The sequence below is a fragment of the Pseudomonas sp. Pdm06 genome (assembly GCF_014851795.1).
Taxonomy (GTDB): Bacteria; Pseudomonadota; Gammaproteobacteria; order Pseudomonadales; family Pseudomonadaceae; genus Aquipseudomonas; species Aquipseudomonas fluorescens_AA.
Map to the genome: position 1 here is coordinate 123,867 of NZ_JACVAH010000017.1, position 26,416 is coordinate 150,282.

Annotated in this window: 23 protein-coding genes and 1 other RNA gene; 13 read left to right on the plus strand and 11 right to left on the minus strand. The window is 57.1% G+C overall.

Features of this window, described 5'->3' with window-relative positions; all coding sequences use genetic code 11:
* Positions 1-464: 464 nt before the first annotated feature.
* The 8 genes from IB266_RS24675 (at position 465) to IB266_RS24710 (ending at position 9,489) form a co-directional block, all read left to right on the plus strand.
* Complete coding sequence (locus IB266_RS24675; protein WP_192263013.1) at positions 465-2,270, plus strand: class I SAM-dependent DNA methyltransferase; 1,806 nt, start codon at positions 465-467, stop codon at positions 2,268-2,270.
* Entirely contained in the window at positions 2,270-3,358 is a 1,089-nt protein-coding gene (locus IB266_RS24680; RefSeq protein WP_192263015.1) for a BsuBI/PstI family type II restriction endonuclease, read from the plus strand. Before IB266_RS24675 ends, IB266_RS24680 begins: the two co-directional genes overlap by 1 nt.
* A 48-nt stretch (positions 3,359-3,406) precedes the next feature.
* On the plus strand, positions 3,407-4,288 hold the full coding sequence (locus IB266_RS24685; protein ID WP_192263017.1) for an HAD family hydrolase: 882 nt from the start codon (positions 3,407-3,409) through the stop codon (positions 4,286-4,288).
* A gap of 2 nt (positions 4,289-4,290) precedes the next feature.
* Positions 4,291-5,190: a hypothetical protein gene (locus IB266_RS24690; protein WP_192263019.1), complete on the plus strand. Its 900-nt coding sequence runs from the start codon at positions 4,291-4,293 to the stop codon at positions 5,188-5,190.
* A gap of 1,322 nt (positions 5,191-6,512) precedes the next feature.
* Positions 6,513-7,913, plus strand: a complete 1,401-nt coding sequence (locus IB266_RS24695; protein ID WP_192263021.1) for a YfjI family protein — start codon at positions 6,513-6,515, stop codon at positions 7,911-7,913.
* The gene (locus IB266_RS24700; protein ID WP_192263023.1) at positions 7,906-8,259 is read left to right on the plus strand and encodes a hypothetical protein; all 354 of its coding nucleotides are present in this window, start codon (positions 7,906-7,908) and stop codon (positions 8,257-8,259) included. Before IB266_RS24695 ends, IB266_RS24700 begins: the two co-directional genes overlap by 8 nt.
* On the plus strand, positions 8,243-9,223 hold the full coding sequence (locus IB266_RS24705; RefSeq protein WP_192263025.1) for an integrase domain-containing protein: 981 nt from the start codon (positions 8,243-8,245) through the stop codon (positions 9,221-9,223). Before IB266_RS24700 ends, IB266_RS24705 begins: the two co-directional genes overlap by 17 nt.
* A complete protein-coding gene (locus IB266_RS24710) occupies positions 9,220-9,489 on the plus strand; it encodes a hypothetical protein (protein ID WP_192263027.1) in 270 nt (89 codons plus the stop codon). The genes IB266_RS24705 and IB266_RS24710 overlap by 4 nt, the downstream gene beginning before the upstream one ends.
* A 120-nt stretch (positions 9,490-9,609) precedes the next feature.
* Here IB266_RS24710 and IB266_RS24715 read toward each other — a convergent pair whose 3' ends face one another.
* The 8 genes from IB266_RS24715 to IB266_RS24750 form a co-directional block, all read right to left on the minus strand.
* Positions 9,610-10,866, minus strand: coding sequence for an integrase domain-containing protein (locus tag IB266_RS24715; RefSeq protein WP_192263029.1), 1,257 nt, complete (start codon positions 10,864-10,866; stop codon positions 9,610-9,612).
* Positions 10,867-11,053: 187 nt separating this feature from the next.
* Positions 11,054-11,450: a transfer-messenger RNA gene (gene ssrA, locus IB266_RS24720) on the minus strand.
* Positions 11,451-11,544: 94 nt separating this feature from the next.
* On the minus strand, positions 11,545-11,823 hold the full coding sequence (locus IB266_RS24725; RefSeq protein ID WP_192263031.1) for a hypothetical protein: 279 nt from the start codon (positions 11,821-11,823) through the stop codon (positions 11,545-11,547).
* A 126-nt stretch (positions 11,824-11,949) separates the two neighbouring features.
* Positions 11,950-14,760 (minus strand): FAD-binding and (Fe-S)-binding domain-containing protein, encoded by a 2,811-nt coding sequence (locus tag IB266_RS24730; RefSeq protein ID WP_192263033.1) that lies wholly within the window; start codon positions 14,758-14,760, stop codon positions 11,950-11,952.
* Positions 14,757-15,428 carry a LutC/YkgG family protein gene (locus tag IB266_RS24735; RefSeq protein ID WP_192263035.1) on the minus strand — a complete coding sequence of 224 codons (672 nt, stop codon included), beginning with the start codon at positions 15,426-15,428 and terminating at the stop codon, positions 14,757-14,759. Before IB266_RS24735 ends, IB266_RS24730 begins: the two co-directional genes overlap by 4 nt.
* Complete coding sequence (locus IB266_RS24740) at positions 15,425-16,894, minus strand: LutB/LldF family L-lactate oxidation iron-sulfur protein (protein WP_192263037.1); 1,470 nt, start codon at positions 16,892-16,894, stop codon at positions 15,425-15,427. The genes IB266_RS24735 and IB266_RS24740 overlap by 4 nt, the downstream gene beginning before the upstream one ends.
* Positions 16,891-17,715 (minus strand): (Fe-S)-binding protein, encoded by an 825-nt coding sequence (locus IB266_RS24745; RefSeq protein WP_192263039.1) that lies wholly within the window; start codon positions 17,713-17,715, stop codon positions 16,891-16,893. The genes IB266_RS24740 and IB266_RS24745 overlap by 4 nt, the downstream gene beginning before the upstream one ends.
* A 150-nt stretch (positions 17,716-17,865) precedes the next feature.
* Positions 17,866-19,560, minus strand: a complete 1,695-nt coding sequence (locus tag IB266_RS24750; RefSeq protein WP_060743082.1) for a lactate permease LctP family transporter — start codon at positions 19,558-19,560, stop codon at positions 17,866-17,868.
* A 263-nt stretch (positions 19,561-19,823) separates the two neighbouring features.
* Here IB266_RS24750 and IB266_RS24755 point away from each other — a divergent pair, with 263 nt between their 5' ends.
* Positions 19,824-20,591: an FCD domain-containing protein gene (locus IB266_RS24755; RefSeq protein WP_072411334.1), complete on the plus strand. Its 768-nt coding sequence runs from the start codon at positions 19,824-19,826 to the stop codon at positions 20,589-20,591.
* 195 nt (positions 20,592-20,786) lie between these two features.
* Here IB266_RS24755 and smpB read toward each other — a convergent pair whose 3' ends face one another.
* Positions 20,787-21,269, minus strand: coding sequence for an SsrA-binding protein SmpB (gene smpB, locus IB266_RS24760; protein ID WP_042730880.1), 483 nt, complete (start codon positions 21,267-21,269; stop codon positions 20,787-20,789).
* A 118-nt stretch (positions 21,270-21,387) separates the two neighbouring features.
* Between smpB and IB266_RS24765 the strand changes: the two genes are divergently transcribed.
* From IB266_RS24765 to IB266_RS24775, 3 genes are read left to right on the plus strand one after another with little or no spacing between them, the layout of a single operon-like run.
* Positions 21,388-22,791 carry a sodium-dependent transporter gene (locus IB266_RS24765; protein WP_192263041.1) on the plus strand — a complete coding sequence of 468 codons (1,404 nt, stop codon included), beginning with the start codon at positions 21,388-21,390 and terminating at the stop codon, positions 22,789-22,791.
* 7 nt (positions 22,792-22,798) lie between these two features.
* Complete coding sequence (locus IB266_RS24770) at positions 22,799-23,242, plus strand: type II toxin-antitoxin system RatA family toxin (protein WP_060739231.1); 444 nt, start codon at positions 22,799-22,801, stop codon at positions 23,240-23,242.
* Complete coding sequence (locus tag IB266_RS24775; RefSeq protein ID WP_060739230.1) at positions 23,239-23,541, plus strand: RnfH family protein; 303 nt, start codon at positions 23,239-23,241, stop codon at positions 23,539-23,541. The genes IB266_RS24770 and IB266_RS24775 overlap by 4 nt, the downstream gene beginning before the upstream one ends.
* A 59-nt stretch (positions 23,542-23,600) precedes the next feature.
* Here the strand turns inward: IB266_RS24775 and IB266_RS24780 are convergent, their stop codons facing one another.
* Positions 23,601-24,128, minus strand: coding sequence for an outer membrane protein assembly factor BamE (locus IB266_RS24780; RefSeq protein WP_060739229.1), 528 nt, complete (start codon positions 24,126-24,128; stop codon positions 23,601-23,603).
* Between the two features lie 97 nt (positions 24,129-24,225).
* Here IB266_RS24780 and fur point away from each other — a divergent pair, with 97 nt between their 5' ends.
* Complete coding sequence (fur, locus tag IB266_RS24785) at positions 24,226-24,630, plus strand: ferric iron uptake transcriptional regulator (protein ID WP_003197684.1); 405 nt, start codon at positions 24,226-24,228, stop codon at positions 24,628-24,630.
* A 75-nt stretch (positions 24,631-24,705) separates the two neighbouring features.
* Here the strand turns inward: fur and recN are convergent, their stop codons facing one another.
* Positions 24,706-26,379, minus strand: coding sequence for a DNA repair protein RecN (gene recN, locus IB266_RS24790; protein WP_192263043.1), 1,674 nt, complete (start codon positions 26,377-26,379; stop codon positions 24,706-24,708).
* Positions 26,380-26,416: the final 37 nt, after the last annotated feature.

Below are 26,416 nucleotides of genomic sequence, written 5' to 3' on the forward strand. Positions count from 1 at the left end.
TATCGTTTTGGTCAACAACAGAATTGCCTTCATGGCCGATCTGAGGTTGGTGAGACGTATGAAGCGAAGTCCCGTTGGCTGCTCCGTATCTATGGCTTCGAAACCGCCAGCCTTGAGCCATCCCAATGGCAGTCAGGTAGCACGCAAATTCTTTTTCTATAAGTGATTGTGGCGGGGGCGTTGGTGTGAAATAGGTTTAAACCTATTTCAGGGCTAGACATTCATGGGCGGCCAGGAAGTGGATGGCACGCATCTGTGCTAGCAAATATTCCCACCTTATTGGATGAGCGCGACACACTTTGCATTTTACTGTATGTTTGTACAGTTTTTGAGCCTCTGTTATCTGCCGGGGGTATGCACAAGCTTTCAGCAAATTGATTCATTTCGGCATTTGCTTGGTGAGGTAAAGCGCCAAGTTATGAGCGCCATCGGGTAGAATCCGGCCCAACAGAGAGGAGGGGAATATGGCAAAAGGCTCGCAGGCCTCAGCAGCATTGCTTGAGGCGCACCATGCGGCAGAAACGGCTAATCAGGCGTTGGCTTCGGCAAAAGCCATGGCGCGAGCGTTTGTCAGCACTTTTCCAGAGTCGCACCAGCTAGCTGTCGCCCGCTCGTTTGGCTCCTTGCTAGTCAAATTTTGGTGGGAATCCCTGGCTGGTAGCACTTGCGAACTGACAGAGCTGCGGGAACAGATCGAGACATTCGAAACGGTAGACCTTCCAGAGACGGCTGTCTCGCTCGCGGAGGCAATCGGAAAAACTGCCGCAAGGTTTGATACGGAAACCGCAGCTTACGAAATCGGCCTGATTTACACAGGCATGCTCCCCTCGGAGCATAGAAGCAACTACGGAATATTTTATACTCCCCCAGCTCTCACCGAACGGTTAATCGACCTGGCATCTGCGTCAGGCCTAAACTGGGAATCCTGTCGCGTACTCGATCCTGCCTGCGGGGGAGGAGCTTTTTTAGCGCCAATTGCAGCTCGAATAATAAATAGTCTAAAAAACTGTAGTCCGAAGATCACGATCAGAAGTATAGCTAGTCGGCTGCGGGGTTACGAAATAGATCCATTTGCCGCCTGGCTCAGTCAGGTCACTTTAGACGCGGTCGTACTACCGGTAACAAGATTGGCAGGTACTCGTCTGCCTGTAGTTGTGACGGTCTGTGACTCCCTACGCAAGGTCGAATCAGTTGAACCATTTGACCTTGTTATTGGAAATCCGCCATATGGTAAAGCAAAGCTTGATCCAGAAATTCGAGAGTTATATAGACGCTCTCTCCATGGTCATGCAAATTTGTACGGTGTTTTTACCGATTTCGCGTTGAGGAATGTCAAGGCCGGCGGCACTATTGCATATGTAACACCTACTTCGTTTCTGTCGGGTGTCTATTTCAAGAACCTCAGGCAAGTTATGGGGAATAACGCTCCGCCTGTAGCGATCGATTTCGTTGAGGCGCGGAAAAATGTGTTCGATGATGTGCTTCAAGAAACCGCCCTCGCAATATATAAAGCAAGCAAGCACGCTATGCCAGTGCGGGTGTCTGAGATTTCTTTGTCCGTTGGCGGATTAGAAGTAACTCAAGTTGCGAGCGTAGACCTGCCTAACGATCTATCCATGCCATGGATCATGCCTAGGAATCAGACGCAAGGCGCGCTGGTCGGTAAAATGGCAAAAATGTCTTCGCGGCTGGTCGATTGGGGATATACGGTCAGCACCGGCCCCTTGGTTTGGAATAGGCACAAAAATCAACTCGTATCAGCTCCTGGGGCGAATCGATATCCGCTTATTTGGGCAGAAGCGATTACTTCAGACGGTAGGTTTGTATTTCGAGCAGAGAAAAAAAATCATGCGCCTTTCTTTAAGTTTGAAAGGGGGAATGATAGTTTGTTAGTTACTCGTCCTTGCGTGTTGCTTCAAAGAACCACCGCCAAAGAGCAAGCTCGTAGATTAATTGCGGCACTACTCCCGGCGGAGTTTATAGCTATGTATGGAGGAGTGGTTGTCGAGAATCATCTTAATATGGTTCGTCCGTTAAGTGATAATCCGGTTGTAAGCGCAGATGTTATATCTGCTTTTTTAAATAGCAGGGCTGCGGATGCAGCATTTAGATGTATTAGCGGCTCAGTGGCAGTGTCGGCATACGAGCTTGAGTCTTTGCCGCTGCCATCTCCCCGCGCTTTAGCTGAGCTGAAAAAATTAGTTGCAGCGTCTGCTTCTAAAGAGGTTGTTGATGCAGCGTGTGATAAATTATATGCAAGGAAAGCATGATGCTTCCAAAGTACGCTACGTGGGAGTTGGTGGCCGAGCGCCTGCCAACCATATTTCCTGAAGGAATAGCACAACGAAACTATTGTATTCGTGAGTTATCCGCTAAGACGATCTTTACTTTTTTGTATATAGGCGCAATCGAAGGTACAGACGTGTATCTTGGGCCTATCCATGTGTATAGAATGACCGATCGTCAGTCGAAGATGTCTTCAGATGATGAGAGGCTAGCATACCGCTCAAACATGCTTAAAAAGAGCTTTCACGTTGAGGGTGTACGGTGGTACGCCGACAACACCCGTGAGCCCATAAGAGACGAAACTCTCAGAGAGGGATTAATAATCGTAGGTGCTGTTGTAGAACGGACCGACGTTCCCACCACATCAAGCCGACCGCGATACGCGTTGAATAAAGACTTGGCTGATCTGTTTGATCCTGCTTTGACGGATTCCGCTTTAACCCAAGCGATTTTGGCTTGGCAAACCAAAAATCTTACTCCAAGCGCCCTCGCCAGAGTATCTTTACTTCGAATGGGAACCGCAGGGAAGACTGGTGTGCCTGTCCAATTTCCTAGTGGCGACACTCGAACTTTGTCGCCTGGTCCGAGCTCATTGATTTCAAAAGCAGTGGTCGAAGTTTTTGCGTCAAGGTTTTTGAAGCAGCCAGGAGTACTATGGCTTAGCGAGTCCAGCAACAAAGTCGCAGTTCAGGACGTAAAGTTGGCGACGGCAATAGGGCTTGATATTGTAGCGAAAAAAGATCTTCCTGACTTAATTCTTGTGGATCTCGGTCCAGTAGATCCGCTTATCATTTTTGTGGAGGTTGTCGCTACTGATGGCGCTATAACACCGAGACGTCAAAGAGCACTTTTTGAACTCACCGATAAAGGAGGGTTTGAGCGATCGCAAGTCGTTTTTCTCACCGCGTACGCGGATCGGGAATCACCAGGCTTCAAGAAAACGATCACAGGACTGGCGTGGGGAGCATATGTTTGGTTTATGAGTGAGCCAGACAATATTGTTCTGTTTCAGGAGGGAGGAGGATTGATTCCTAAGTCCGCTGGCGTCCTAAGTATGAATGGCGATGAATAAGAACTTTTATAATGTGTCTACCCGCCGTGATGGCGATTGGGGTTTGAAATGTCTTTGACGAAAAAGGTATTGATCACTGATTTGGATAATACGTTATTCGACTGGGTCGAGTTGTGGGTGCGGTGTTTTTCAGCAATGCTTGAAGAGCTTGTAGTCATAAGTGGCGTATCTAAAAGTCAGCTTCTACCGGAAATATCCACTGTTCACCAAAAACATGGTACGTCAGAGTACTCATTCTTAATTGAAGAACTACCGTCTCTGCAAAAGTTTCTTGCTGGACGAAATGCTCTCGAGGTATTTGCTCCGGCAGTAAACGCATTTCGGGAAAAGAGGGAGGAATATCTAGTCCTTTATCCTGGCGTCGCTGAGACTCTCCAAGAACTGAAAAATCGCGGGACTTTAATTGTAGGGTACACAGAATCTATGGCTTTCTACTCTAACTATAGGGTTAGAAAGCTAGGGCTGGATGGTGTTTTTGATTATATATTCTGTCCTGAGGATCATATTGTTCCTGATAATGTTGAGGAGACTAGGCGCTATCCTGCTGAACATTATGTATTGAAGTCCACCATCCAACATCACACGCCTAAGGGCTCAAAAAAACCTGATGTTGATGTACTGCAGTGGATAGTGTCGGATTTGAGCTTGAAAACCTCAGAGTGTGTCTACATCGGTGATAGTTTGATGAAGGACATCGCTATGGCCAATGATTGCGGAATTGATAGCGTTTGGGCGAAATACGGCGTAGCACATAAGCGTGATGAGTATAAGTTGCTCCAAGAGGTAACGCATTGGACACCAGCGGAGGTTGAACGAGAGCAGAAGATTAGGGAGCGTGAACACGTTTCGCCAAGTTTTGTCTTGGATGAGGGATTTGCGGAGCTTCTGTCGATTTTTGACTTTCAATCTTTTACTGGTGCACGGGGATAAGTATGTCAAGGGAAAGGGAGGCAGAAATTATCGAGGTCTGGAAGGCCGTTATAGACGTTCAGATTCATTTCAACGACATTGGGATGCGTATTCGTGGGATGTTTGTAACTATCATCCTAGCGCTTTTTGCTTCTCTTGGTTTTTTATTAGATAAGAAAATAGGGCTGGAGGCTGGGCGCCTAGTTATCCAATTTGCTGTGGTCGTACCTTTGTTTGGTGTGCTTGGTACTTATCTGTTCTACTTTATGGACAGATACTGGTATCACCGGCTGCTGATTGGTGCTGTTAAACAAGGAATAGTGATTGAACAGCTCGGAATTGGAACTATCCCTGAATTAAATCTCACGAAGGTTATTGGTGATGAAAGTCCGTATGAGCCTCGGGGGTTCGCTAAACTTTTTGCGGGCTGGATTGTAAGCCACCCCAAGCTTAAGACCACTGGGAAACTACACTCAGATGGTAAAATTGAGTTTTTCTATAAGTCGGTGATGGTCGCTTTGACTCTGACTGCGTTGCTCATAGCGTGCATGGGCGGTGTAGAACTAAAATCTTCATCGCCTTCTATACCAATAAAGGCTCCGGTCGTTGAATCCATCGGCAAGGTGGCGGGGAATGGAAGTTCTCAGGCAGGCGAAGGAAAGTTGAATTCGCTGAAAGAGACAGAGAACGCTATTAAAAGTACCGAGATTTTGTCAGATGCTAAGTCCAATACTGACAAATTTAAGGTTGATAAGGCTCCGGACGTTACTCAGCCATCTAAGATCGATGCTGCTGAGGGGCGTGCGGATAAAAATTCTAAAGACTTGCCACAATCAAAACATGATGCAGCTAACGATCATCATGGAAGCAGGGTAGATACTCCACCGAGTGTTCCTACGGAAGGCGCATCTGTCAGTAAGTAAAAGTCCTTTAATAAATATTGAGTTGCTTACAGTCTATGTAGATAACTTGCTGTGTCTGCTTTTTATTGTTTTTAGTATTAGGGTTTATAGGGTTTTCGTTGTTTTTACGCTTGATGTCTAGTTGCTTGGGATTGGTGTCTTTATTTGATGTTGCTATTGAGGTTTTGTATTGGGGGTCGTTTTTAGTTGGTGTGTGGTAGTGCTGTTGGGCGATGATTATGTTGCGTATTACATTCGGCTCAGTCACGTGATTTCGGGGTACTGCTTCTTCATCCGAAATTTTGTTAATTCGCCAAACCCTTCGATCCAGCGATCTCTGATCGCGCTGATCGAAGGGTTCACCTGCTTTTCCCGACTGTCCCCTCGGTTTTCCTATCACTATCCAATCCGTCCGCCGGCGCTGTCCGTCGTTTTCGGTTCGGTTCGGTGCGGCAGTAGGGCAGGCTCCACACCTGCCTGCGTCCGGTCTTCTTTTTACAGATATATAGTTAAGAAGGTGGCGACACCGGCGACACCGGCGACAAGCCAAGTCTCACGGGCCGGGAGGGTGGCGACAAAAGTGGCGACAGTCGCCACTTCTGAGGCAGTTTGCCTGGGCCACTTGACCCGTTTTTTGAGTCGGTATAACAATTACCACTCGGATCGCTGTCGTTGGCAGCACCAGCTCTGGTAGCCAGAACCTTCAAGGCTACGCCACTTATGTGGTGGTTCTCCCGAAGTGCGATTAGCATCCGGCGGCTCGCACGGTCACTCCGCAAGAGTGATGGATGCCCACTCGACTTATCTGCCCATTGCGGCAGACGATAGACCTACCTCGCTGCGCTGCGGCAACCTCACCTTTCTGCACACGTAGCTGCGCCAGACTGCGCCCGTCTCTTTCTTCTGGAAAGAGACGGGCGCTCGTACTACTGCTGCAAGCCACGTCGTACAGGGCATTGCCGCAACTCTCCTCGTGACAATCGGCCTGACAAATCCGATTCGTTGCCGTCCGCAATAACACAGGCACCGGTGCCGTAGCCTAAGGAAAGGCGGCACCTGACTGACAGTCAGGCATGCCCCAGGTGTCGATGTTGTTGCCTTCTCCCGCTCAGGATCTCCAGGTGTCGAACTCGTCAGTCGGCACAGCCTCCACCCGCCCGCATCTTCGGATGCGTCTAAGGAGGCCCGATTCATGGGTTCATGCCCTTGCTCCCGGTCGTAAGGAGCCGTTCGTTCCGCGTCAGTGAGCACCTCACAGGCCGCAGGGGCCTTGATCCCTGATAACACTCAACAACCGTGGCGGGACTACGTGAGGACAACCAGCAATGAACGAGGAGAGGGCCATGCAGCAGTTAGATCCGAAGCTTGAACTACCACGACCACCTCGACCGCTGATTGAGTCGAATCCCGTGGCCCAGCCTTATCCGGTGCAGGCACTGGGCGGGATTCTTGGGCCTGCGGTGCAGCGCATGGCCGAGGTCATCGGCGTGCCCCAGGCGCTGGCCGCGCAATCGGTGTTGGCAGCCTCGGCGCTGGCTACCCAAGGTCATGCGGGCTTACAGCTCGACGGGAGAAATTATCCTCTGTCGCTGTACCTGATCACGGTGGCCGCGTCCGGTGATCGCAAGACCGCGGCAGACCGATGTGCATTGCTGCCAGCACGGCAATGGGAGCGTGAGCAGTGGCAGCGCTACCGCGAACAACTTGCCCGCTACCGTGCCGCACAGCGAAAAGCGCAGCGGATCAACCCTGCCGATCCCGCCCCCACAAACAGTGTACCGCTCGAAGTGGAGCCTTCGGCCCCTCGGTTGATCACCACAGACCCTACGATCGAGGCCCTGATCAAGGGGCTCTGCCATGACTTGCCAAGCATGGGGCTGTTCTGTGACGAGGGCGGACAATTCCTTGGCAGCAGCACCATGAGCCGGGATAACCGTTTGAAAGCGGTCACCACCTTGTCGTCACTCTGGGACGGCAGTCCGATAGATCGCGCGCGGTCCATGGTGGGTGAAAGCTTGCGAGCTTACGATCGACGCTTAAGCCTGCACCTGATGCTGCAACCCTATCTAGCCATGCAGTTACTCAGTGATCCGTTGCTGCAGGGGCAGGGAATTCTCGGTCGCTGTCTGATGACCTGGCCCTATAGCCTGGCAGGACAACGCAGCTACCAGGCTGTCGACTTGTCGAAAGACGGCGACCTGAAGCGCTATCACTATCGCCTCTCGGCCCTGTTTCATCAGCCTTGGTCACTGTCTTCTGATGGTGCTTTGCAGTTATCGCCACTAACCCTCAGCCCGTTAGCCCGCCGTCGCTGGATTGATTTGCATGATGCTATCGAAGCTCAACTGGGTGAGTTTGGTGAGCTGGCCAGCGTGCGGCCCAGCGGTTCGAAGGCCGCCGACAACCTGTTGCGCGTCGCCGGCATTTTGGCCGTAGTGGAGGAGAGCAGTGTTGTGGAGGTCGATCACATCCAGCGGGCCTCAACCTTAGTTGGCTATTACCTCACCGAAATCCAGCGCTTGACCGAACAGGAGCCGGTGTGCCGAGTAAAAGAGGAGGCAGACCGGCTGCTGCGCTGGCTGCAGGTCAAGAATTGGAAACGCTTCAGTATTCGAGAGCTGAATCGCAACGGTCCCCGCTTTGCCCGCAAGAGCAGTCGTCATGCCGCCAAGCTGCTGGTCGAGTTGATTGATCATCAGTGGTTGATCACCGATGGCCACACCTTCGAGGTGCGCCATGTTTAATCTTGATGAAGCACTGCGCAACCATCTGGCTCAGCGTCAAAAGGAGCCCAAAGCTCGATTTGTCGCCGCTACTGTCGCCACTTTGTCGCCACGCGCAAAACCAGGCAGGACGAGGGTTGTCGCCGCTGTCGCCAGTGTCGCCACCACCCATAAAGCTATCGCCTCTACGACAGCCATTATTCAATGGTTGAAAGAGGAGGGGGCGCATCTTTACGTCACCGACAACACGCTGTGTTTTCGCCCGACTGATTGGGCGCAGATCCCCATCGTGAGCGCGCACTGGCGAGCCCTTTTTTATGAGCTCGCGGCAGTCGATCAGGAACAGAAAAATGGCTCGAGTTGGTAAGCGATCTGGGCGCAATTTCGGCTTTGGTCGCCAGCTCAGCTATGCCGGACCGCAAGCACTGAAAGATCTATTTGGCGATGGCCATTTTGCTACCGTCAAAGCCCATAGCGATCGGTGGCAGGCCTTCGTGCGTTGGTGTCTATCCGAGGAAGGGCCGAGGCTCAATGACGCGCGTCAGGTCGACCGCGAGATCCTCATGCGGTACGCCGCCTATATGAGGCAGCAGGTTGACCAGGGCAACGTCGGCATCGCCACCGCGCAGAACCGACTGTCAAGCGTGAACCGAACGATGGCTGCGCTGCGCGGTGATCAGTACGTCAAAATCCCCAGTCCGAGCAACGCGCTGGGTATGCAGCGCTCAAATGTGCGCTGGGAGGCACCGCAAGGCCAAGATCGTGCTCAGATCGAGTTGATTGCACGCGCACTGTCAGAGCGAGGTCAGCAACGAGTGACCGCAATTGTGCATCTGGCTCGGGAGACGGGTATGCGCCTGCGTGAAGCGATCTTGGCGGACCTGCCCCGACTGGAACGTGAGGCCGGGCAACTGGGCAAGATCAACATCCAAGACGGCACCAAAGGTGGTCGATCAGGCGCGTCAGCACCGCGCTGGATCGCGGTCACTGATCAAATCCGTGGCGCCTTGAATAGGGCCTGGGAGGCTTCACCCAGCGGCAGTCGGAACCTGTTGGCTGCCAACGAGAGCTACAAAGAGTTTATGCAATCAGTTGTGCGACCGGCACGGGACCTCCTGCATGAACATGGATTAAAAGGCTTTCATGAACTGCGAGCGGCTTACGCGTGTGAGCGTTATGAGCAACTGACTGGCTTTCCTGCACCCGTCAATGGCGGTCGTGTTCATCGCGAAGATCGAGAGCTTGATCTGCGCGCACGACAGCAGATCAGCCACGAGTTGGGGCATAACCGCATCGATGTGGTGAGTGCCTACATCGGAGGTCGGCGATGACGGCCGAGTTCGACATAGCGTTGTTTCTGCGCCCCGTGCTCAAAGGTGCACATGCCACGCAGCAGCGGCACATCAGGCAAGCAGAAAGGATGCACGAGGTGATTCGTGAGCGCTGGTGTTGCGCGACTCCCTGGTCCTGGAGAGAAAAGCACGTGAGATGGTTTCTGGAGCACTACCTGCGATGCTCAGCTCCAGCTACCGTCTACTACTACGAGTTAACAGCAGGGTTGATCCGCCTTAGAAAGGCAAAAGCCGTGGTTGCCTGATAGGCCTTTAAGCGTGAGCCCCTGAGTATGGGAATGCGGAGCCTTCCCATACTCAGGGGCTTGGCCGAAGAAGCGCTGGCAAGCTCCACTACACGGATAGCATGAACTGTCGCCGTGATGTCAGCGTATCGGCACCACCTTGCGGTCCCTGGTTTGATTGATGGCCGACGCTGACAGGCTGCCGGTAGCCGCTTTCTGGATATGTTCACTCCACCAGGCCATCATCGGCCGCCGACGTTCGATGTAATCCGCCCGGTTGTAGGCGCTCCGAACTTCGTCCTTGTCGACATGCGCTAGCGCGACTTCGATTAGCTCCGGATCCCATCCATGCTCGTTGAGGATTGTGCTGGCCATGGAGCGCATGCCGTGGCTGACCAAACGGTCCTGAAAGCCCATTCGTTTCAACGCCATGTTTGCTGTTTGGCTATTCGCGTGGGTGCGCGGGTTTCTATCTGACGGGAACACATATTCCCTGTGGCCGCTATGGGACTTAAGCGTCTCCAATAACGAGAGTGCATGTTCGGTAAGCGGGATTATGTGCGGACGACGCTTTTTCATTCGCTCCGCAGGGATTGTCCAGATGCGTTTGTCGAAGTCGATATCTGCCCATCGGGTGGTCGCCGCTTCGGAGGGGCGGGTCATGGTATGAAGCTGCCATTCGATCAGGCAGCGGGTGGTCCGCTTGATGCTGGCGTTCGCGATTTCCATCATGAGTTCCGGAAGCTCGTCAGGTGCTAGCGCGGCCATATTCTCTTTCTTGGGTTTCTTGAAAACCGCCCGAATGCCGCTGAGGGGGTTGGCAAAGATCATCCCGGAATTGACCCCATAGGCCATGATCTCGTTAAGGCGCTGGCTCACTCGCTTAACGGTCTCGAGGCTGCCTTTGGCCTCAATTGGGCGAAGGAGCTTAATGACCATCGGTGCATTCACTTCCGATAACGGTGTTGATTTCATGGTTGGAAATACATGCAGTGTGAGCGAGCGCCAGATGTCTTCGGCATACGCTGGCGTGACCGAGTCCTTCTTCAGTTCGAACCAAGCGGTAGCGACGTTCTCGAACGTGTGTTCCGTTTCCGCTCGTTTGGCTTCTAGCAGCTCATTGCGTTGAGCTTTGGGGTCGATGCCTTGTGCAAGCAGCTCTCTGGCCTCAACGGTTTTCTTCCTGGCTTGCGCAAGAGAAACCTCGGGATAGGATCCGAGTGCCATATTGATTCGGTTCTTGGTGACGGGATGCCGGTAGTTGAAATTCCACTGCATCGAGCGATTGACCCTGACTCGCAGCTGGAGCCCGTCGCCATCGGTGAGGACGTAATCTTTGTCTTTCGGTTTGACCGCCTTGAGCTGGCGGTCGGAGAGGCGGGTGGTTTGAGCGCACATGAGAAGTACTCCATGACACCTTTTGGTATTCCCAAGATTAGCGCCGGGTAGCCGGGAATACCATTGGGAATACCAAATCGCCTGGAACTCTAAAAACCTCGAAAGCCTCCAATAGCCATGAAACCCCCGTATTTACTGGATTTCAGGCACAAAAAAAGACGTCCGTGGACGTCTTTAGATGATGAAGTGGTGGAGCCGGGGGGATTTGAACCCCCGTCCGCCAGTACTCTGCTGTCGGTACTACATGCGTAGCCGTGTCTATTAAGTTAACCCTCAGCGACCCGACGGGCAGGGTGCTTTGGGCGAGTTGTGTAAGTTTTAGCCGCTTCGTCCACAACGTACTGCACGGCGATTCCGTTCTATATGACAATCACTTTGGGTTTACGGACATCCCCTAATGATTGCTGGACCCGAAGGTACCAGAAGCTCAGGATCTAAGGCTGCTTACGCAGCGATAGCGAATTCCTGGCCGTAGGTTTCGTCATTGGCAACTATAGAAGTTGCAACAGTGGATTTACGAGTTCTGTTACCAACTCGGCATGCACCTAAAGTTTCGCAACCGGCGTCGAATCCTAAACGGCCCCGAACCTGTCGTTCCATGAAGCTGTTGGAGCGGCAGGCATATGCAGTGTACGCCAATCCGCGTCTGAGGCCAACCCGAAGGTTGGCCGTTGGCGGTCAGGAGCTTTTACCGTCTTTGCTGACCTTCTGGATCTCCTGGATGGTCTGGGTGGTTTCGGAGATGCATTTCTCGGTGCCTTCCTTGGTATTCAGGTCTTGATGGGCCTTGGCTTGCTGGACGCTTGCCTCGACGCGGGCCTCGATATCCGAGCCCTGATACTGGGTCTTCGCGTTCTCGATGGTTTGCAGGTTGGTATCACAGAGATCGGCGGCAAACGAAGACGACGCCAGCATGGAGGCAGTAACGAACAGACCTAGCAGTACAGAGCGTTTCATATGTCTCTCCTTGAACTGAGGGCCCAAGCATCGCTGGCCATCAGGACGGCTACCAATTGAGGGAAGGTCCCGCTTTGCAGGACTTGATCAGTGGACTGTGACCGTTCGCCAGGGTTCTATTTTTCTTCAGGTCACCCTGGCCTGGGTCACGCGATCCACCAGGTAGACCAGCCCGTGGTAGTCGATTGCGCCGTGTTGTGTAAGACCGATCTCACAGGTGCGGCTGGTGGAAATCCCTTCGCTGCAATGTTGCACCGCGTCCTTCAACGAGCGCAGCGAGTGGGCGTTCAGCTCGGGTGTGGTGAAGCCCTTGTCGCCGGCGAAACCGCAGCAATGGATGCCTTCGGGGATGACCACGTTTTTACTGCACTTGCGCGCCAGGTCGATCAGCGCCTGGCTTTCGCCGAGGTGCTGTGTGCTGCAGGTGACGTGCACGGCGATGGGCGCCTCCTGGGGGAGGAAGTCGAGACGCTCCATCAAATGGGTACGGATGAAGCGCACCGGGTCATACAGATCCAGGCGCACGTCACCAAGGTCTTGGACCAAGCGCAGCGTGCAGGGGCTGGTGTCGCAGTAGATGGGGTCGAGCCCGCCGCGACTGGCGTGCAGCAAGGCACCGATCAGTTCCTGGCGCTTGTGCTCGGCCTGTTCTGTGTAGCCTTTGGAAGCAAAGGGTTGGCCGCAGCAGAGGCTGTCCACATTGTCTGGAAAGACCACCTGATAGCCGGCCTTTTCCAGCAGGCCGCGGGTCTTGTCGTACAGCGACATCTGCTCCTTGTCCGCCGCCGTCGGGCCCATGACCCGCGACACGCAAGCCGCCAGGTACACCACTCGCGGGCGTTCGTCCGACACGGTGGGGCTGAAACGGATGGTCTTTTCCGGCTGCGGCATGGCGCTGGTCCATTGTGGCACCTGGCCCTTGGACAGGCGCGTCAACGAGCCTGACAATTTCGCCAGGCGGGGGGCGCCCAGCAGCATGCGCGCACCGTTGGCGACGTGCAGGGCAAAGCGTGCGCCTTGCAGCGTGGTGGCGAAATTTCCTTCAATCCAGTTGGCGGTTTTCGTCTTCGTCGCGTCACGGCTGCGCAGTTTTTTCACCAGCTCGCCGGTATTGATGCCTACCGGGCAACGTTGCGCACACAGGCCCGTGGCGGCGCAGGTGTCGATGCCCTGGTATTGGTAGGCACGCTCCAGTTCGGTGGTGTTCGTGCCGGCGCGTTTTTTCGCTTGGATATCCCGCCAGATGACGATGCGCTGGCGCGGGCTCAAGGTCAGGTCTTTGGACGGGCACACCGGCTCGCAGAAGCCGCACTCAATGCACTTATCCACGATCTCATCGGCGGCCGGCAGCGGTTTGAGGTGCTTGAGGTGGATCTGCGGATCTTCGCTGAGCACCACGTCCGGGTTGAGGATGCCATTGGGGTCGAGCAGTCGTTTGAGCTGCCACATCAACTGGTAGGCATCACTGCCCCATTCCAGCTCGACGAACGGGGCCATGTTGCGCCCGGTGCCGTGTTCGGCTTTCAGCGAGCCGCCGAATTCAACGGCCACCAAGTGCGCCACGTCATCCATGAACGCCTGGTAGCGTGCGACTTCTTCGGCGCTGTTGAAGCCCTGGGTGAAGACGAAGTGCAGATTGCCTTCCAGCGCGTGTCCGAAAAGGATCGCTTCGTCGTAGTGATGTTTGTCGAACAACTCGATCAGGCGGTTCACGCCGAGGGCCAGTTGCTCCACCGGAAAGGTCACGTCTTCGATGATCACCGTGGTCCCGGTTTTGCGTACCGCCCCCACGGCTGGAAAGGTGTCTTTGCGGATCGCCCAGAGCCGGGCGTTTTCCCGTGGGTCTTCAGTAAAGTCGACTTGTTTTTCCACCGGGAAGCCGGCCAGGGAGGTCATGATTCGGGCCAGCTGTTCCTGTAGTAACGATGAAGAAGCCGCGCGGGATTCGATCAGCAAGGCGCAGGCATTTATCGACAGATGCTGTACGAAATCCGGCATGCCTGGTTTGTCCTGCACCGAGCGCAGGCTGCGGCGGTCCAACAGTTCCACGGCTGATACCGGTTGGCTTTTCAGCACGGTGACGGCGTTGCAGCAGGTTTCCACATCCGGGAAGACGATCAGCGCCGACGCCTTGTTCGGATGGTCGATGACGGTGTTGTAGGTCACCGCACTGATGAAGCCGAGGGTGCCTTCGGAGCCCACCAACAGGTGGCTCAAGATATCCACAGGCTCGTCGAAATCCACCAGGGCATTGAGTGACAGGCCGGTGGTATTTTTCAGACGGTATTTGTGGCGAATTCGGGCGGCCAATTCGGTGTTGGCGCGGGTTTCGCGACCGAGGGTGGCCAGGCGTTCCAGCAGTTCGCCATGGCTTGTACGAAAAGCCGCCACGCTGTTGTCGTCTTCGGTGTCCAGGCGTGTGCCATCGGCCAGTACCAGGCGGATGCCGGCCAGGGTGTGGTAGGTGTTCTGCGCGGTGCCGCAGCACATGCCGCTGGCGTTGTTGGCGACGATGCCGCCGATCTTGCAGGCGTTGATCGACGCCGGATCAGGGCCGATCTTGCGCCCGAACGGAGCCAGCCAGGCGTTGGCCTGGGCGCCGATCACGCCGGGTTGCAAACGAATCTGCGTGCCTTGTTCGCGAATCTCGCGACCGTTCCAGTTATCCCCCAGCACAATCAGTACCGAGTCGCTGATGGCTTGGCCGGACAGGCTGGTGCCGGCGGCGCGGAACGTGACCGGGACCTGGTCCCGTTGGGCCAGTTTCAGCAGGGCAATCACTTCATCTTCGGACTCGACGCGTACCACCAGTTTCGGAATCAGCCGATAGAAACTGGCGTCGGTGCCGAAGGCCAAGGTCGACAAGGGATCGTCGAAACGTCGCTTCTGTGGGATCAGCTGTTGGACGTCACGCAGGAAAGGGGCCGGAAGGGTCATTGGTCCTCCAGAATCAAGACCACCAGATCCTTCGGACCATGGGCGCCATAAGCCAGGACTTGTTCGATGTCGGCGGTTTTCGACGGGCCGGACACCAGTAGGGCATTGGTGGGCATGCCTTGGGCCCACTCGAATTCCTCTTGCACCTCATAAAAGTTGTCGCGGATCTCGCTGGCCTTGAGCAGGGCGAAATGCACCGGTGGTACCAGGCTCATCAGCCGTGGCTCTTCCCGCGTTGGCCACAGAATCAGGCTGCCGGTGGCGGCAATGGCGCCGAGGGTTCCGGTGAGGCTGGCCGGGGTGTCGTTGAACAACTCGGCTTTCCATTCCTCTATCGGTCGGTCGTAAGCCTTGAGAGTTGGCAGGTCCGGATTGTTCGCCCAGAACTGTGCGATTTTTTTCCCGTGTGCGGTGGTCGGGGCGATGAGCAGGCTCGGCAATTGACGGTCGCGCAGCAATTGCGCGAGCAGGGCCGGCCAGCCGTCCTCGGACGTCAGATGGATTTCCGTGTGCACCGCCTCCATCAGCTTGCGCAATTGCGGGATACGTTCCTCCGGCGCGTAGCGATAGGTTTGAGTCACCAGTTCGACATCGAAATTGTCGGCAACCGGCGTGGCGCCCGTCAGGCTTTTACGCAGCTTGGCGAGGATATTTTCCTTGGCGCTCATTGGCGGTCTCCCTGCTGGTTCAGGTGTTCGCGGGCCAGGTCATGCAATGAGCGGGCGGCGGGTTGGGGGGCGCTGTGGTTCTGGGTCCATGGGCCGACGTTTTTGGGTATCAGGGCGCGCAAGCGCGTGGCGAGGAACCCGAACAGTCGGTACAGCCGTGGCGAGCTGTTGAGCCAGGCCCAGGCATTCCAGATGAAGCGCTCCTTGGGCGAGTATTTGCTGCCCTGGCCGCGCATCACCTGGTTCGGGCTGTCCGGCGCCTTGACGTTTTCTTCCCGCAGTCGCCGCAGCAGCGCGGGGATCGGGATTTTCACCGGACACACTTCACCGCAGGCGCCGCACAGCGAAGAGGCGCTCGGGTGGTCCGGCACCTTGGCCAGGCCGACCATGTGCGGCGTGATGATTTTTCCGATAGGCCCCGGGTATACCTCGCCGTAGGCATGGCCGCCGATTCGGGTATAGACCGGGCAATGATTCATACAGGCGCCGCAGCGAATGCAGTTCAGCGTCTGGCGTAGTTCGCTGTCGGCAAACGCCTGGCTGCGGCCGTTATCGAGCAGGACGAGGTGGACTTCCTGGGGGCCGTCCAGCTCATCGGCCTTGCGTGGCCCGGAGATCATGTTGACGTAGGTCGTGATGGGCTGGCCGAGGGCCGAGCGGGTCAGCAGCGAGAGCAGTGGCACGACATCGCGCAGGTTCTCCACCACTTTTTCAATACCGGTCACGGCGATGTGCACCGGCGGCACGGTGGTGGACATCCGCCCATTGCCTTCGTTTTCCACCAGCAGTAGCGTGCCGGTTTCGGCGACGGCGAAGTTGACGCCGGAGACGCCGATGTCGGCTTCGAAGAATTTCTGCCGCAATACCTTGCGGCCGATCTGAATGAGTTGGTCGACGTCCTTGGTGTACTCCACGCCGAGTTTGTCGTGGAACAAGGACGCGACCTGACCGGCATTCTTGTGGATCGCCGGCATAATGATGTGTGAAGGCTTCTCGTGGTCGAGCTGGACGATGTATTCCCCCATGTCGGATTCGAGACATTCAATGTCCCGAGCCTCGAGGAAATGGTTCATCTCCATCTCTTCGCTGACCATCGATTTGCCCTTGATCACTTGCCGCGCCTCGTGAGCGCGGATGATCGAGAGGACGATGCCATTGGCTTCGTCCACCGTCTCCGCCCAGTGCACGTTCACACCGTTGCGGGTCAGGTTGGTTTCCAGTCGCTCGAGCAGGTCGGGCAGCTTGGATAACGCACGGGCGCGGACGGCATTGCCCAGCACCCGCAGGTGTTCTCTTTCGTGGGCATCGCTGAAGGACGCTGCCCGCTTGGTCATCAGTGAATCCATCGCGCTGCGAAAGTTGTTTCGCAGTTGCGTGTCGTCCAGAGCCTTGTGGGCTCGGGCACGAAAATCTTCCTGCGCCTCAACCGGTACTTCAACGGTGGGGATCAGCGTCGGCGTGCTCATGCGGCACCTCCGGTACGCTGCCAGAGGAAGCTTGCCAGGTGCTTGCCGCGCAACACCTCCTGCTGTTTTTCCAATGCGCCGTTGATGTTCATCAAGCAACCGCAGTCGGCGCTGACGACCTGATGTGCGCCGGATTCCTTCAGCGCCCGGGTCTTGTCGGCCACCATCGCGCCGGAAATATCCGGCATGCGAACACTGAACGTCCCACCAAACCCACAGCACTCGCTTTCGTGGCTGTGTTCGACTCGCTCCACATTACGCAACTGCGCCAACAACGCGCGGCCGTGCAAGTGGGTATTCATCTCACGCCGTGCCGAGCAAGACGTATGCAGCGCGACCTTCACCGGCTCGCCACTGTCGTTCAACTGCACCTTGCAGACCAACAGCAGGAACTCGGCCAGTTCATAGGTCCGGGCCGCCAGGGCCTGCACCTGTTTGAGGGTCTCCGGCTCGTCCTTGAACAGGTCGGCGTAATGCTCGCGCAACATGCCGGCGCAGGAACCCGAGGGCACCACCACCGGATAGTCTTCGGCAAACAGGGCCAGTTGCGCCCGTGCCACCGTCCGCGCCTGCTCGGTGTACCCCGAGGTGTAGGCCGGTTGTCCGCAGCAACTTTGCCCTTGCGGGTAGTCCACCCGGATCCCTTCGCGCTCCAGCAGATGAATCGCATCCATCCCGGCTTCGGGATAGAACAAGTCCACCACGCACGTCCCGAACAGGTAGACCCGACGCGGCTTCTCGCTGGGGTACTGCCGAGGCTCGCGCAAGGGCGGGGCGACACGGGTCGCGTTCGGTACGGCGTTGTAAAAAAGCTCGCTCATCAGGCGTGTCTCCGGGTGGTCCCGGTTATCCGTCCGCTGAGGCTGCTGAATATAGCCAGGAAATCTTTCAGCAGCCTTGCAGACCCGGTTGTGAATAGCAGACGCCGAATCATGGTTCGGCGTCGGTTTTTCCAGTATCGCGTGTAGGACTTAATGAACCAGCATGCCGGTAAACCAGTAGGCCTGGGCCAACGTGATCAGGCCGACAATCGTTGCAAAGAATAGGCTGTGTTTGAGGGTGAAACGGAACAGATCCGATTCCTTGCCCACCAGCCCGGTCGCCGCGCAGGCCACCGCGATCGATTGTGGCGAAATCATCTTGCCGGTCACGCCGCCGCTGGTGTTGGCTGCGACGAGCAGGGTGTCGTTGACGCCGATCTGGTGCGCCGTGGTGGCTTGCAGCGAGCTGAACAGCGCGTTGGACGAGGTATCGGAACCGGTCAGGAACACGCCCAGCCAACCCAGGAATGGCGAGAAGAACGGGAACGCTGCGCCCGTGCCGGCCAACACCAGGGCCATGGTCGACGACATGCCCGAGTAGTTGGTGACGAAGGCGAAGGCCAGCACCATGCCGATGGACAGGATCGGCCAACGCAGCTCGAAAAGCGTCTCTTTAAAAGTGGTAAGACCAGTTTTGATGTTGATCTTCAGCACCAGCATCGAGATCAACGCGGAGAAGAAAATCGCCGTGCCGGTGGCGGAAATCGGATCAAGCTTGAACACAGCCGGGATGGCGGTGGGGTTGATCACGATGGGCGCGACCTTGATCACCATCTGGTCCAGGTGCGGGATGGCGAAGTTGAACACCCAGCCGTACATCGAGCCGCCCGCGGCGAACATGGCCTTGAACGGCTTGAGGGTCCAGATCGTCACCAGTACGGTCAGGATCAGGAACGGCGACCAGGCCTTGATGATTTCCCCCAGGCTGTAGGGCGAAGCCACGGTGCTGCGGGGCTGGCCGAAACCGCCGACGCTGGCGGTGACCGTTGCGCTGGAAGTCGCGCCGGCAATCTGGGCGCCGGCGGTGCGCTTGGGCTGCCAGACTTTCAGGAACAGGGTCAGGGAAATCAGGCTGGCCAGGGCCGAGGTGATGTCCGGCAGTTCCGGGCCGATGAAGTTGGAGGTGAAGTACTGGGTGATGGCGAAACTCAAGCCGGCCACCAGCGCTGCTGGCCAGGTTTCCCGCACGCCGCGCAGGCCGTCCATCATGAACACCAGCCAGAACGGTACGAACAGCGACAACAGGGGCAGTTGACGACCGGTCATGGCGCCGATCTTGAAGGCATCGATTCCGGTGACCTGGCCGGCCACGATGATTGGAATGCCCAGGGCGCCGAACGCCACCGGGGCCGTGTTGGCGATCAGGCACAGGCCCGCGGCGTACAGAGGGTTGAAGCCCAGGCCGACCAGCAGCGCGGCGGTGATCGCCACTGGTGCACCGAAGCCGGCGGCACCTTCCAGGAATGCGCCGAAGCAGAAACCGATCAGCAACACTTGCAGGCGTTGGTCATCGGTAATCGACAGCACCGAGCTGCGAATCACCTCGAACTGGCCGCTCTTGACGGTCAGTTTGTAGAGAAACACCGCGGCGACGATGATCCAGGCGATGGGCCACAGGCCATAGGCAAAGCCATAGCCGGCGGCGGCGAAGGCCATGTCCGCGGGCATGTTGAACGCGAAAATTGCCACGGCAATCGCCAGGGCCAAGGTGATGCTGCCGGCCACATGCCCCTTGAGGCGAAACACCGCCAGGGCCAGGAAGAAAAATACGATGGGAATAACGGCCGCGAGTGCGGACAAGCCGAGGCTGCCGAGCGGGCTGTAGAGCTGTTGCCAGGTTTGCATAGTGGGTGGGCCCCTAATTGTTGTTGGTCAGGCACTGGTCAGCGGGTTTGGTTAATTGGTAATACCAATTTACAAGCGCTGTTGGCTAGGGTAAAAGCCTTGGTTGTCGTGTGTCAATTTGCCGCCCTGAAACTTTCGTCGAATAAGCGGTGCAGACGGCATCTGATCCGTTCGAACAAATGGCTTTTGGTGGGTGTAGGCACGGCCCGGATGGGCCAGAATAGAGAGCCCGGCGAGCCGTCGGGATCGTGGAGAATTGAGTTATGGGGTTTGATCAGATTCGTCAGCGCCGTTTGTCTGACGATATTGTCGAGCGGCTTGAAGGCATGATCCTTGAGGGCACGCTGAAGTCCGGCGAGCGCCTGCCGGCCGAACGGACCCTGGCCGAACAGTTCGGCGTGTCACGTCCTTCATTGCGCGAGGCGATCCAGAAACTGGCCGCCAAGGGCTTGCTCGTCAGTCGCCAGGGCGGCGGTAACTATGTCGTCGAGTCACTGGGCTCGACATTTAGCGATCCGCTGCTGCAACTGCTGGAAAGCAATCCCGAAGCGCAACGTGACTTGCTGGAGTTCCGCCACACCCTGGAGGCGTCCTGTGCGTACTACGCGGCACAGCGGGCCACGGATGTGGATCGCGAACGGCTGACGGCAGCCTTCGACGAACTGCAGGATTGTTACTCGCGCCACGACGAGGTCAGCCGGGCGGAGGAGGGCGCGGCAGATGCCCGGTTCCATCTGGCGATCGCCGAGGCCAGTCATAACGCAGTCTTGCTGCACACCATTCGCGGCTTGTTCGACCTGCTCAAGCGCAACGTCGTTACCAACATCGGCGGCATGTACAAGCAGCGCAGTGAAACCCGCGACATGCTGATCAGCCAGCACCGGGAATTGTATCAAGCCATTATGGACGGGCATGCCGAACAGGCGCGGGAAGTGTCCAGCCGACATATCTTGTATGTGCAGGAAGTCTTGGAAGAGGTGCGCCAGGAGGTGCAGAGGGTGGCGCGGGCGGAGCGGCGCAAGGGGATGTGAGCGTGCTTGCGAAGCCTGTGGGAGCGAGCTTGCTCGCGAATGCGGTCAGTCTGACCCATCAATGTTGAATGAGTCGACGCCATCGCGAGCAAGCTCGCTCCCACAATTGGATCTTCGGTGACCGCAGGGTTTGCGTATCGCCGTGATCCTGTGGGAGCGAGCTTGCTCGCGATAGCGGTCCCTAGGACAAAAGAATCAGTCTTCCTTGCCCTTGTTGCGCACCGCGCGCTGCAGCTCGCGGCCGGCGTCGCGTTCGCGCTCGGTATCGCGCTTGTCGTACTCCTTCTTGCCCTTGCCCAGGGCAATTTCGCACTTGATCAGGTGCTTGCTCCAGTACAACGACGTGCAGACGCAGGTGTAGCCCTTCTGCTGCACGGAGGCGAAGAGCTTTTCCAGCTCGCGCTTGTTGAGCAGCAGCTTGCGTGAGCGCACCGGGTCGGCAATCACGTGGGTGCTGGCGGTGGTCAGCGGCGTGATATGACTGCCCAGCAGCCAGGCCTCGCCATCCTTGAGCAGTACATAACTGTCGACCAACTGCGCCTTGCCGGCACGCAAGCTCTTTACTTCCCAGCCGGCCAGGACCATGCCAGCCTCGAAACGCTGTTCGATGAAGTAATCGTGTCGCGCCTTTTTATTTTGCGCGATGGTCCCTGTGGGGTGTTTCTTCTGTTTAGCCATAGGGGCGGCATTATAGGCAGTTGCGGGCGTGTCGGCTACGGTGAACCTGCGTGCTTGAGCACGTTGAGTGAATCCCGGACAATGCGGCCTCTTTTTTGAACGCTTGGGCGTGATCACGATGTCGACAGACAAGGTTTCTGTCCACGGCAGTTGGGCTAGCCGCTGGGTCTTCATACTCGCGGCGACCGGTTCTGCCGTGGGGCTGGGTAGTATCTGGAAGTTTCCGTACATGGTCGGCGTCTACGGTGGCGGCGCCTTCGTATTGATGTTCCTGGCGTGCATCGCGCTGATCGGCGCGCCGGTGATGCTGGCCGAGACGCTGATCGGGCGTCGGGCCCGGCAAAGCCCGGCCAATGCCCTGAAGGTACTGGCGGTAGAGGCTGGCCATTCGACCAAGTGGTCGTGGGGCGCCTTCGCCGGGATGATCACGGCGCTGTTGATCCTGTCTTTCTATAGCGTGGTCGGTGGCTGGTCCCTGGACTACATCATCGACATGGGGCGCGGGGATTTCCAAGGGGCCACGCCGGATCAGGTGGGCGCCTACTTCGGCAATGTGATCGCCGATCCCTGGAGGCTGACCCTTTGGCACACGATCTTCATGGTCCTCTCGGCGGTGGTGATTGCCCGGGGCGTGGTGGCCGGGCTCGAGCGCAGCCTGCGGATCATGATGCCGTTGCTGTTCGTGATGATCCTGGTGCTGCTGGGCTACAGCATGACCACCGGGCATTTCATGGAAGGCGTGCATTTCATGTTCGACTTCCAGCCGGAGAAAGTCCTGGACGGCCTGCTGCCGGCCATGGGACATGCGTTTTTCTCCCTGAGCGTCGGGGTCGGTTCGATCATGATCTACGGCGCCTACATGCCCAAGAACGCCTCCCTGACCCGAACCGTCTTTGGCGTCGCGCTGCTGGACACTTTCGTGTCGCTGCTGGCGGGTGTGGCATTGTTTCCGATTGTGTTCGCCGCAGGCCTGAACCCCAGTGAGGGGCCAGGGTTGATGTTTGTCAGCCTGCCTTTCGCCTTCGGCAGCATGGCTTTCGGCCAAGTGATGGGCGTGGTGTTTTTTGTGCTGGTGGCCATCGCGGCCTGGAGTTCGGCCATTTCCCTGTTGGAGCCGATGGTGGCTTACTTGGTTGAGCGGACCCGCATCAGCCGCGCCTGGGTGACGTTCTGGCTGGCTTTCACTTGCTGGTTTGTCGGCCTGGGTACGGTGTTTTCCTTCAATATATGGAAGCAAGCGAAGTTTTTCGTGAACGAAGGTGGGCTGTTCCTTCTCTATCAGTGGGGGGCGACCGGAGGGCTGGATTTCTTCGGCGTGATTGATTTCTTCACATCACGGATCATGCTGCCATTGGGTGGTTTGTGTTTCGTGGTGTTTGCAGGATGGGTCATGGGACGTGAAGCGGTGCGTGATGAACTGTCGCTGCGCAGCCCGGTATTGTTTGCCTTGAGCCTGTTCTTGATGCGCTATGTGGCGCCCATCGGCATTCTCGTAGTGTTTGCCGCCCAGCTGTGGAAGTGACGCTTACATGACGACACATATTCAACGCTCGGCCTTGCTGCCCTACCCGGCGCAGGCGCTGTATGACCTGGTCAACGACGTGGCGAGCTACCCGGAGTTCTTGCCGTGGTGCTCATCCGCCGAGGTGCTGGAAAGCTCCGAAACCCAGATGCGCGCCAGCCTCAACATTGCCAAGAGTGGCTTGAGCCAGCGCTTCGTCACGCGTAATACGCTGGTGCCGGGGCAGTCCATCGAAATGAACCTGGAAGAGGGGCCCTTCAATCAGCTCCACGGCGTCTGGGTGTTCAAGCCGTTGGGTGAGAAGGCCTGCAAGATCAGCCTGGACCTGTCGTTCGACTACGCCGGTCCGCTGGTGCGAGCGACGTTGGGGCCGCTGTTCAATCAGGCCGCCAATACGCTGGTTGACGCGTTCTGCCAGCGGGCCAAGCAGAATGCAGAGCTCAAGCGTTGATTGAGATAGAAGTGGTGTATGCCGCGGTGGACCGTCAGGTCTTGCGCACGTGCATGGTGCAGGAAGGCACCAGTGTTCGCGCGGCACTGCTGGGCTCGGGGATTGCCGATGCATTCCCGGAGCTGGACCTGGCGACGTGCCCGGTGGGGATTTTTGGCAAGGTGGTTGCCGATCCGGCTAATCAAGTGGTGCAAGCGGCGGATCGATTGGAGATTTATCGACCTTTGTTGGCTGATCCGAAGGAAATTCGTCGCCTGCGCGCGGCCAAGGCTGCCCAGGCGCGTCAATCGGAGCAATAACCTGGCTTGAATGGCAGGCAATAAAAAACCCGGCATGCCGGGTTTTTTCATGTCGCAATTTATTGCGGCGAGGTGTCCAGCGGCTCTGGTGTCGGGACCGGTACGGTCTCGACTTTGTCCACGTCCTTCTGGATCTGGTCCAGCAACGAACCTGGCTTGACCGGTTTTTCCGGTTTCGGCTGTTCGGCGTTCTGGGTCGGATCGGTCACGGTGGTGCCGCTGTCCTTGCCCATGATGGCCTCGTCGCGGCTCACGCCAGGCATGAAATCGCCCGACAAGCTGACAAGTTGGTCGTCAGGACTGAAGATAACGCTGATGCGTTCCTGTTGGCGCTCACCGCCGCCAGGCTGCAAGCTGTACAGATAATCCCAGCGATCGGCATGGAACGTGTCGGTCAGCAGAGGGTTACCCATGATAAACCGTACTTGCCGGCGGGTCATTCCCGGGCGTAACTGGTCTATCATGTCCTGCGTGACGACATTGCCCTGCTGGATGTCGATTTTGTAAACCCCGGGGAATGAACAACCGGCGAGTGCGAGCAGTCCCACAAAGGTGAAACTGGTTAGCAAGAGCTTGGTGTTTTGCATCGGTGGGCGACTTCCACTATCTTGGCTGGGACAACGTAAACGCCGATCATACCCGCATTAAGAGAAGCTGCGAAGCAGCATCGCGAGAAAGCTGACCATGGTTGAAAATAGCGAACTACGCAAAGCCGGCCTCAAAGTGACCCTGCCACGGGTCAAGATTCTACAAATGCTCGATTCCGCAGAGCAACGCCACATGAGTGCCGAGGATGTCTACAAGGCGCTTATGGAGGCTGGTGAGGACGTCGGTCTGGCCACGGTTTACCGTGTTCTGACCCAGTTCGAGGCAGCTGGCCTTGTGGTGCGACACAACTTCGACGGAGGCCATGCGGTCTTCGAACTGGACGATGGCAAGCATCACGACCATATGGTCAACGTCGAGACCAGTGAAGTCATCGAATTCTTCGACGAAGAAATCGAGCGGCTGCAGAAAGCAATCGTCGACAAGTATGGTTTCGAGATGGTTGATCACAATCTTGTGCTGTACGTACGCAAGAAAAAGTAAGCATGTCGCGCGGACTTAAGGTTCGCGAAACGAACGAAGGCGACCCCAGGGTCGCCTTCGTGCTTTCTGTCGTTCTCAGATTTTCGCGGTAACGACCATTTTTTTCGCGTGGGCCAGGGACTCCTTGGTGAGGTCGATACCCCCGAGCATTCGCGCCACCTCTTCCACTCGCTCGTTTTTGTTGAGTTTGGACACGGCGGTGCGAGTAGCGTCCTCGCCACGCACTTTGTGCACGAATAAATGCTGGTGTCCTTGGGCGGCGACCTGGGGCAGGTGAGTGACGGTCAGCACCTGGCCGCGTTCCCCCAGTCGGCGCAGCAACTGGCCGACAATTTCCGCGGTTGGGCCACCGATGCCCACGTCCACTTCGTCGAATACCAGTGTTGGCACCCGAGAGGTCTGCGCGGTGATGACCTGGATAGCCAGGCTGATTCGCGACAACTCACCGCCGGAGGCGACTTTGGCCAGGCCCTTGAGCGGTTGCCCGGGGTTGGCGCTGACCAGCAGTTCCACCTGTTCCAGCCCATTGGGTTGGAGCTCGTCACCGGCGTTGGGGCGCAATTCGATGGTGAAGCGTCCGCCCGGCATGCCCAGGCGCTGGATCTCCTGCTCCACGGCACTGGCCAGCCCTGTCGCGGCCTGGCGCCGGAGTTCACTGAGCTCCTTGGCCTTCTCCTGGTAATGACGGGCATAAGAAGCCAGTTCGTCCCCCAGGCGCTCGATGGATTCATCGTTGGCGTTCAGGGTTTCCAGTTCTTCCAGCAGGCGCTGCTGGAGTTCGGCAACATCGGTTGGCTGGATGCGGTGCTTGCGCGCCAGTGTATAAATGGTGTCCAGGCGCTCTTCCAGGTACTGCAGGCGCGCCGGGTCGGCATCGAAATGATCGAGGAAGCGGTTCAGTTCCCCAACGGCTTCCTCGACCTGGATCTGCGCGCTCGTCAGCAGGGTGGTCGCTTCGTTCAGGGCGCCCACCGAATTATTCACGCTGGAGAGTCGGTTCAGGCTCGCTGTCAGGGCATTGAGCACATTGCCCGAGTCGCTCTCGCTGCATTGTTCGACCACCTGGCGGCAGATGCCCAGCAGGGTTTCGGCGTTGGTCAGGTTCTTGTGTTCCTGCTCCAGTTCTTCCAGTTCATTTTCGCCCAGGGACAGGTTCTCCAGTTCTTCGAGCTGGTAGCTCAATAGCTGGTGACGGGCACGCTGTTCGTCGCCGGAGTTGGAAAGGCGATCGAGCTCCTGCCGGGTCTGGCGCCAGCGTTGGGCGGCCAGTTGGACTTGCCGGGCCAGGTCGGTGGCGCCGGCGTATTCATCCAGCAGGCGACGATGGGTATCGGTCTTGAGCAGGGATTGGTGTTCATGCTGGCTGTGGATGTCGATCAACAGTTCGCCGAGGGCCTTGAGATCGCCCAGGGGGCAGGGCGTGCCGTTGATGTAGCCTCGGGAGCGGCCTTCGGCGGTGATGACCCGGCGCAGGATGCACAGGCCGTCGGTGTCCAGGTCGCGTTCGGCCAGCCAGGCGCTGGCCTCGGGGATGTCGACCAGGTCGAACGTCGCCAGGATGTCGGCCTTGTCCGCTCCGGGGCGCACCACGCCGCTGTCGGTGCGGTCGCCCAGGGTCAGGCCCAGGGCGTCGAGCATGATCGACTTGCCCGCGCCGGTTTCACCGGTGATCACGCTCATGCCTCGATCGAGTTCGAGGTCGAGATGTTCGACGATGGCGTAGTTGTGTACGGACAGGTGCACCAGCATAAGGCCGCTCCCAGGCTTTAGGTCTGGTTATTTATAC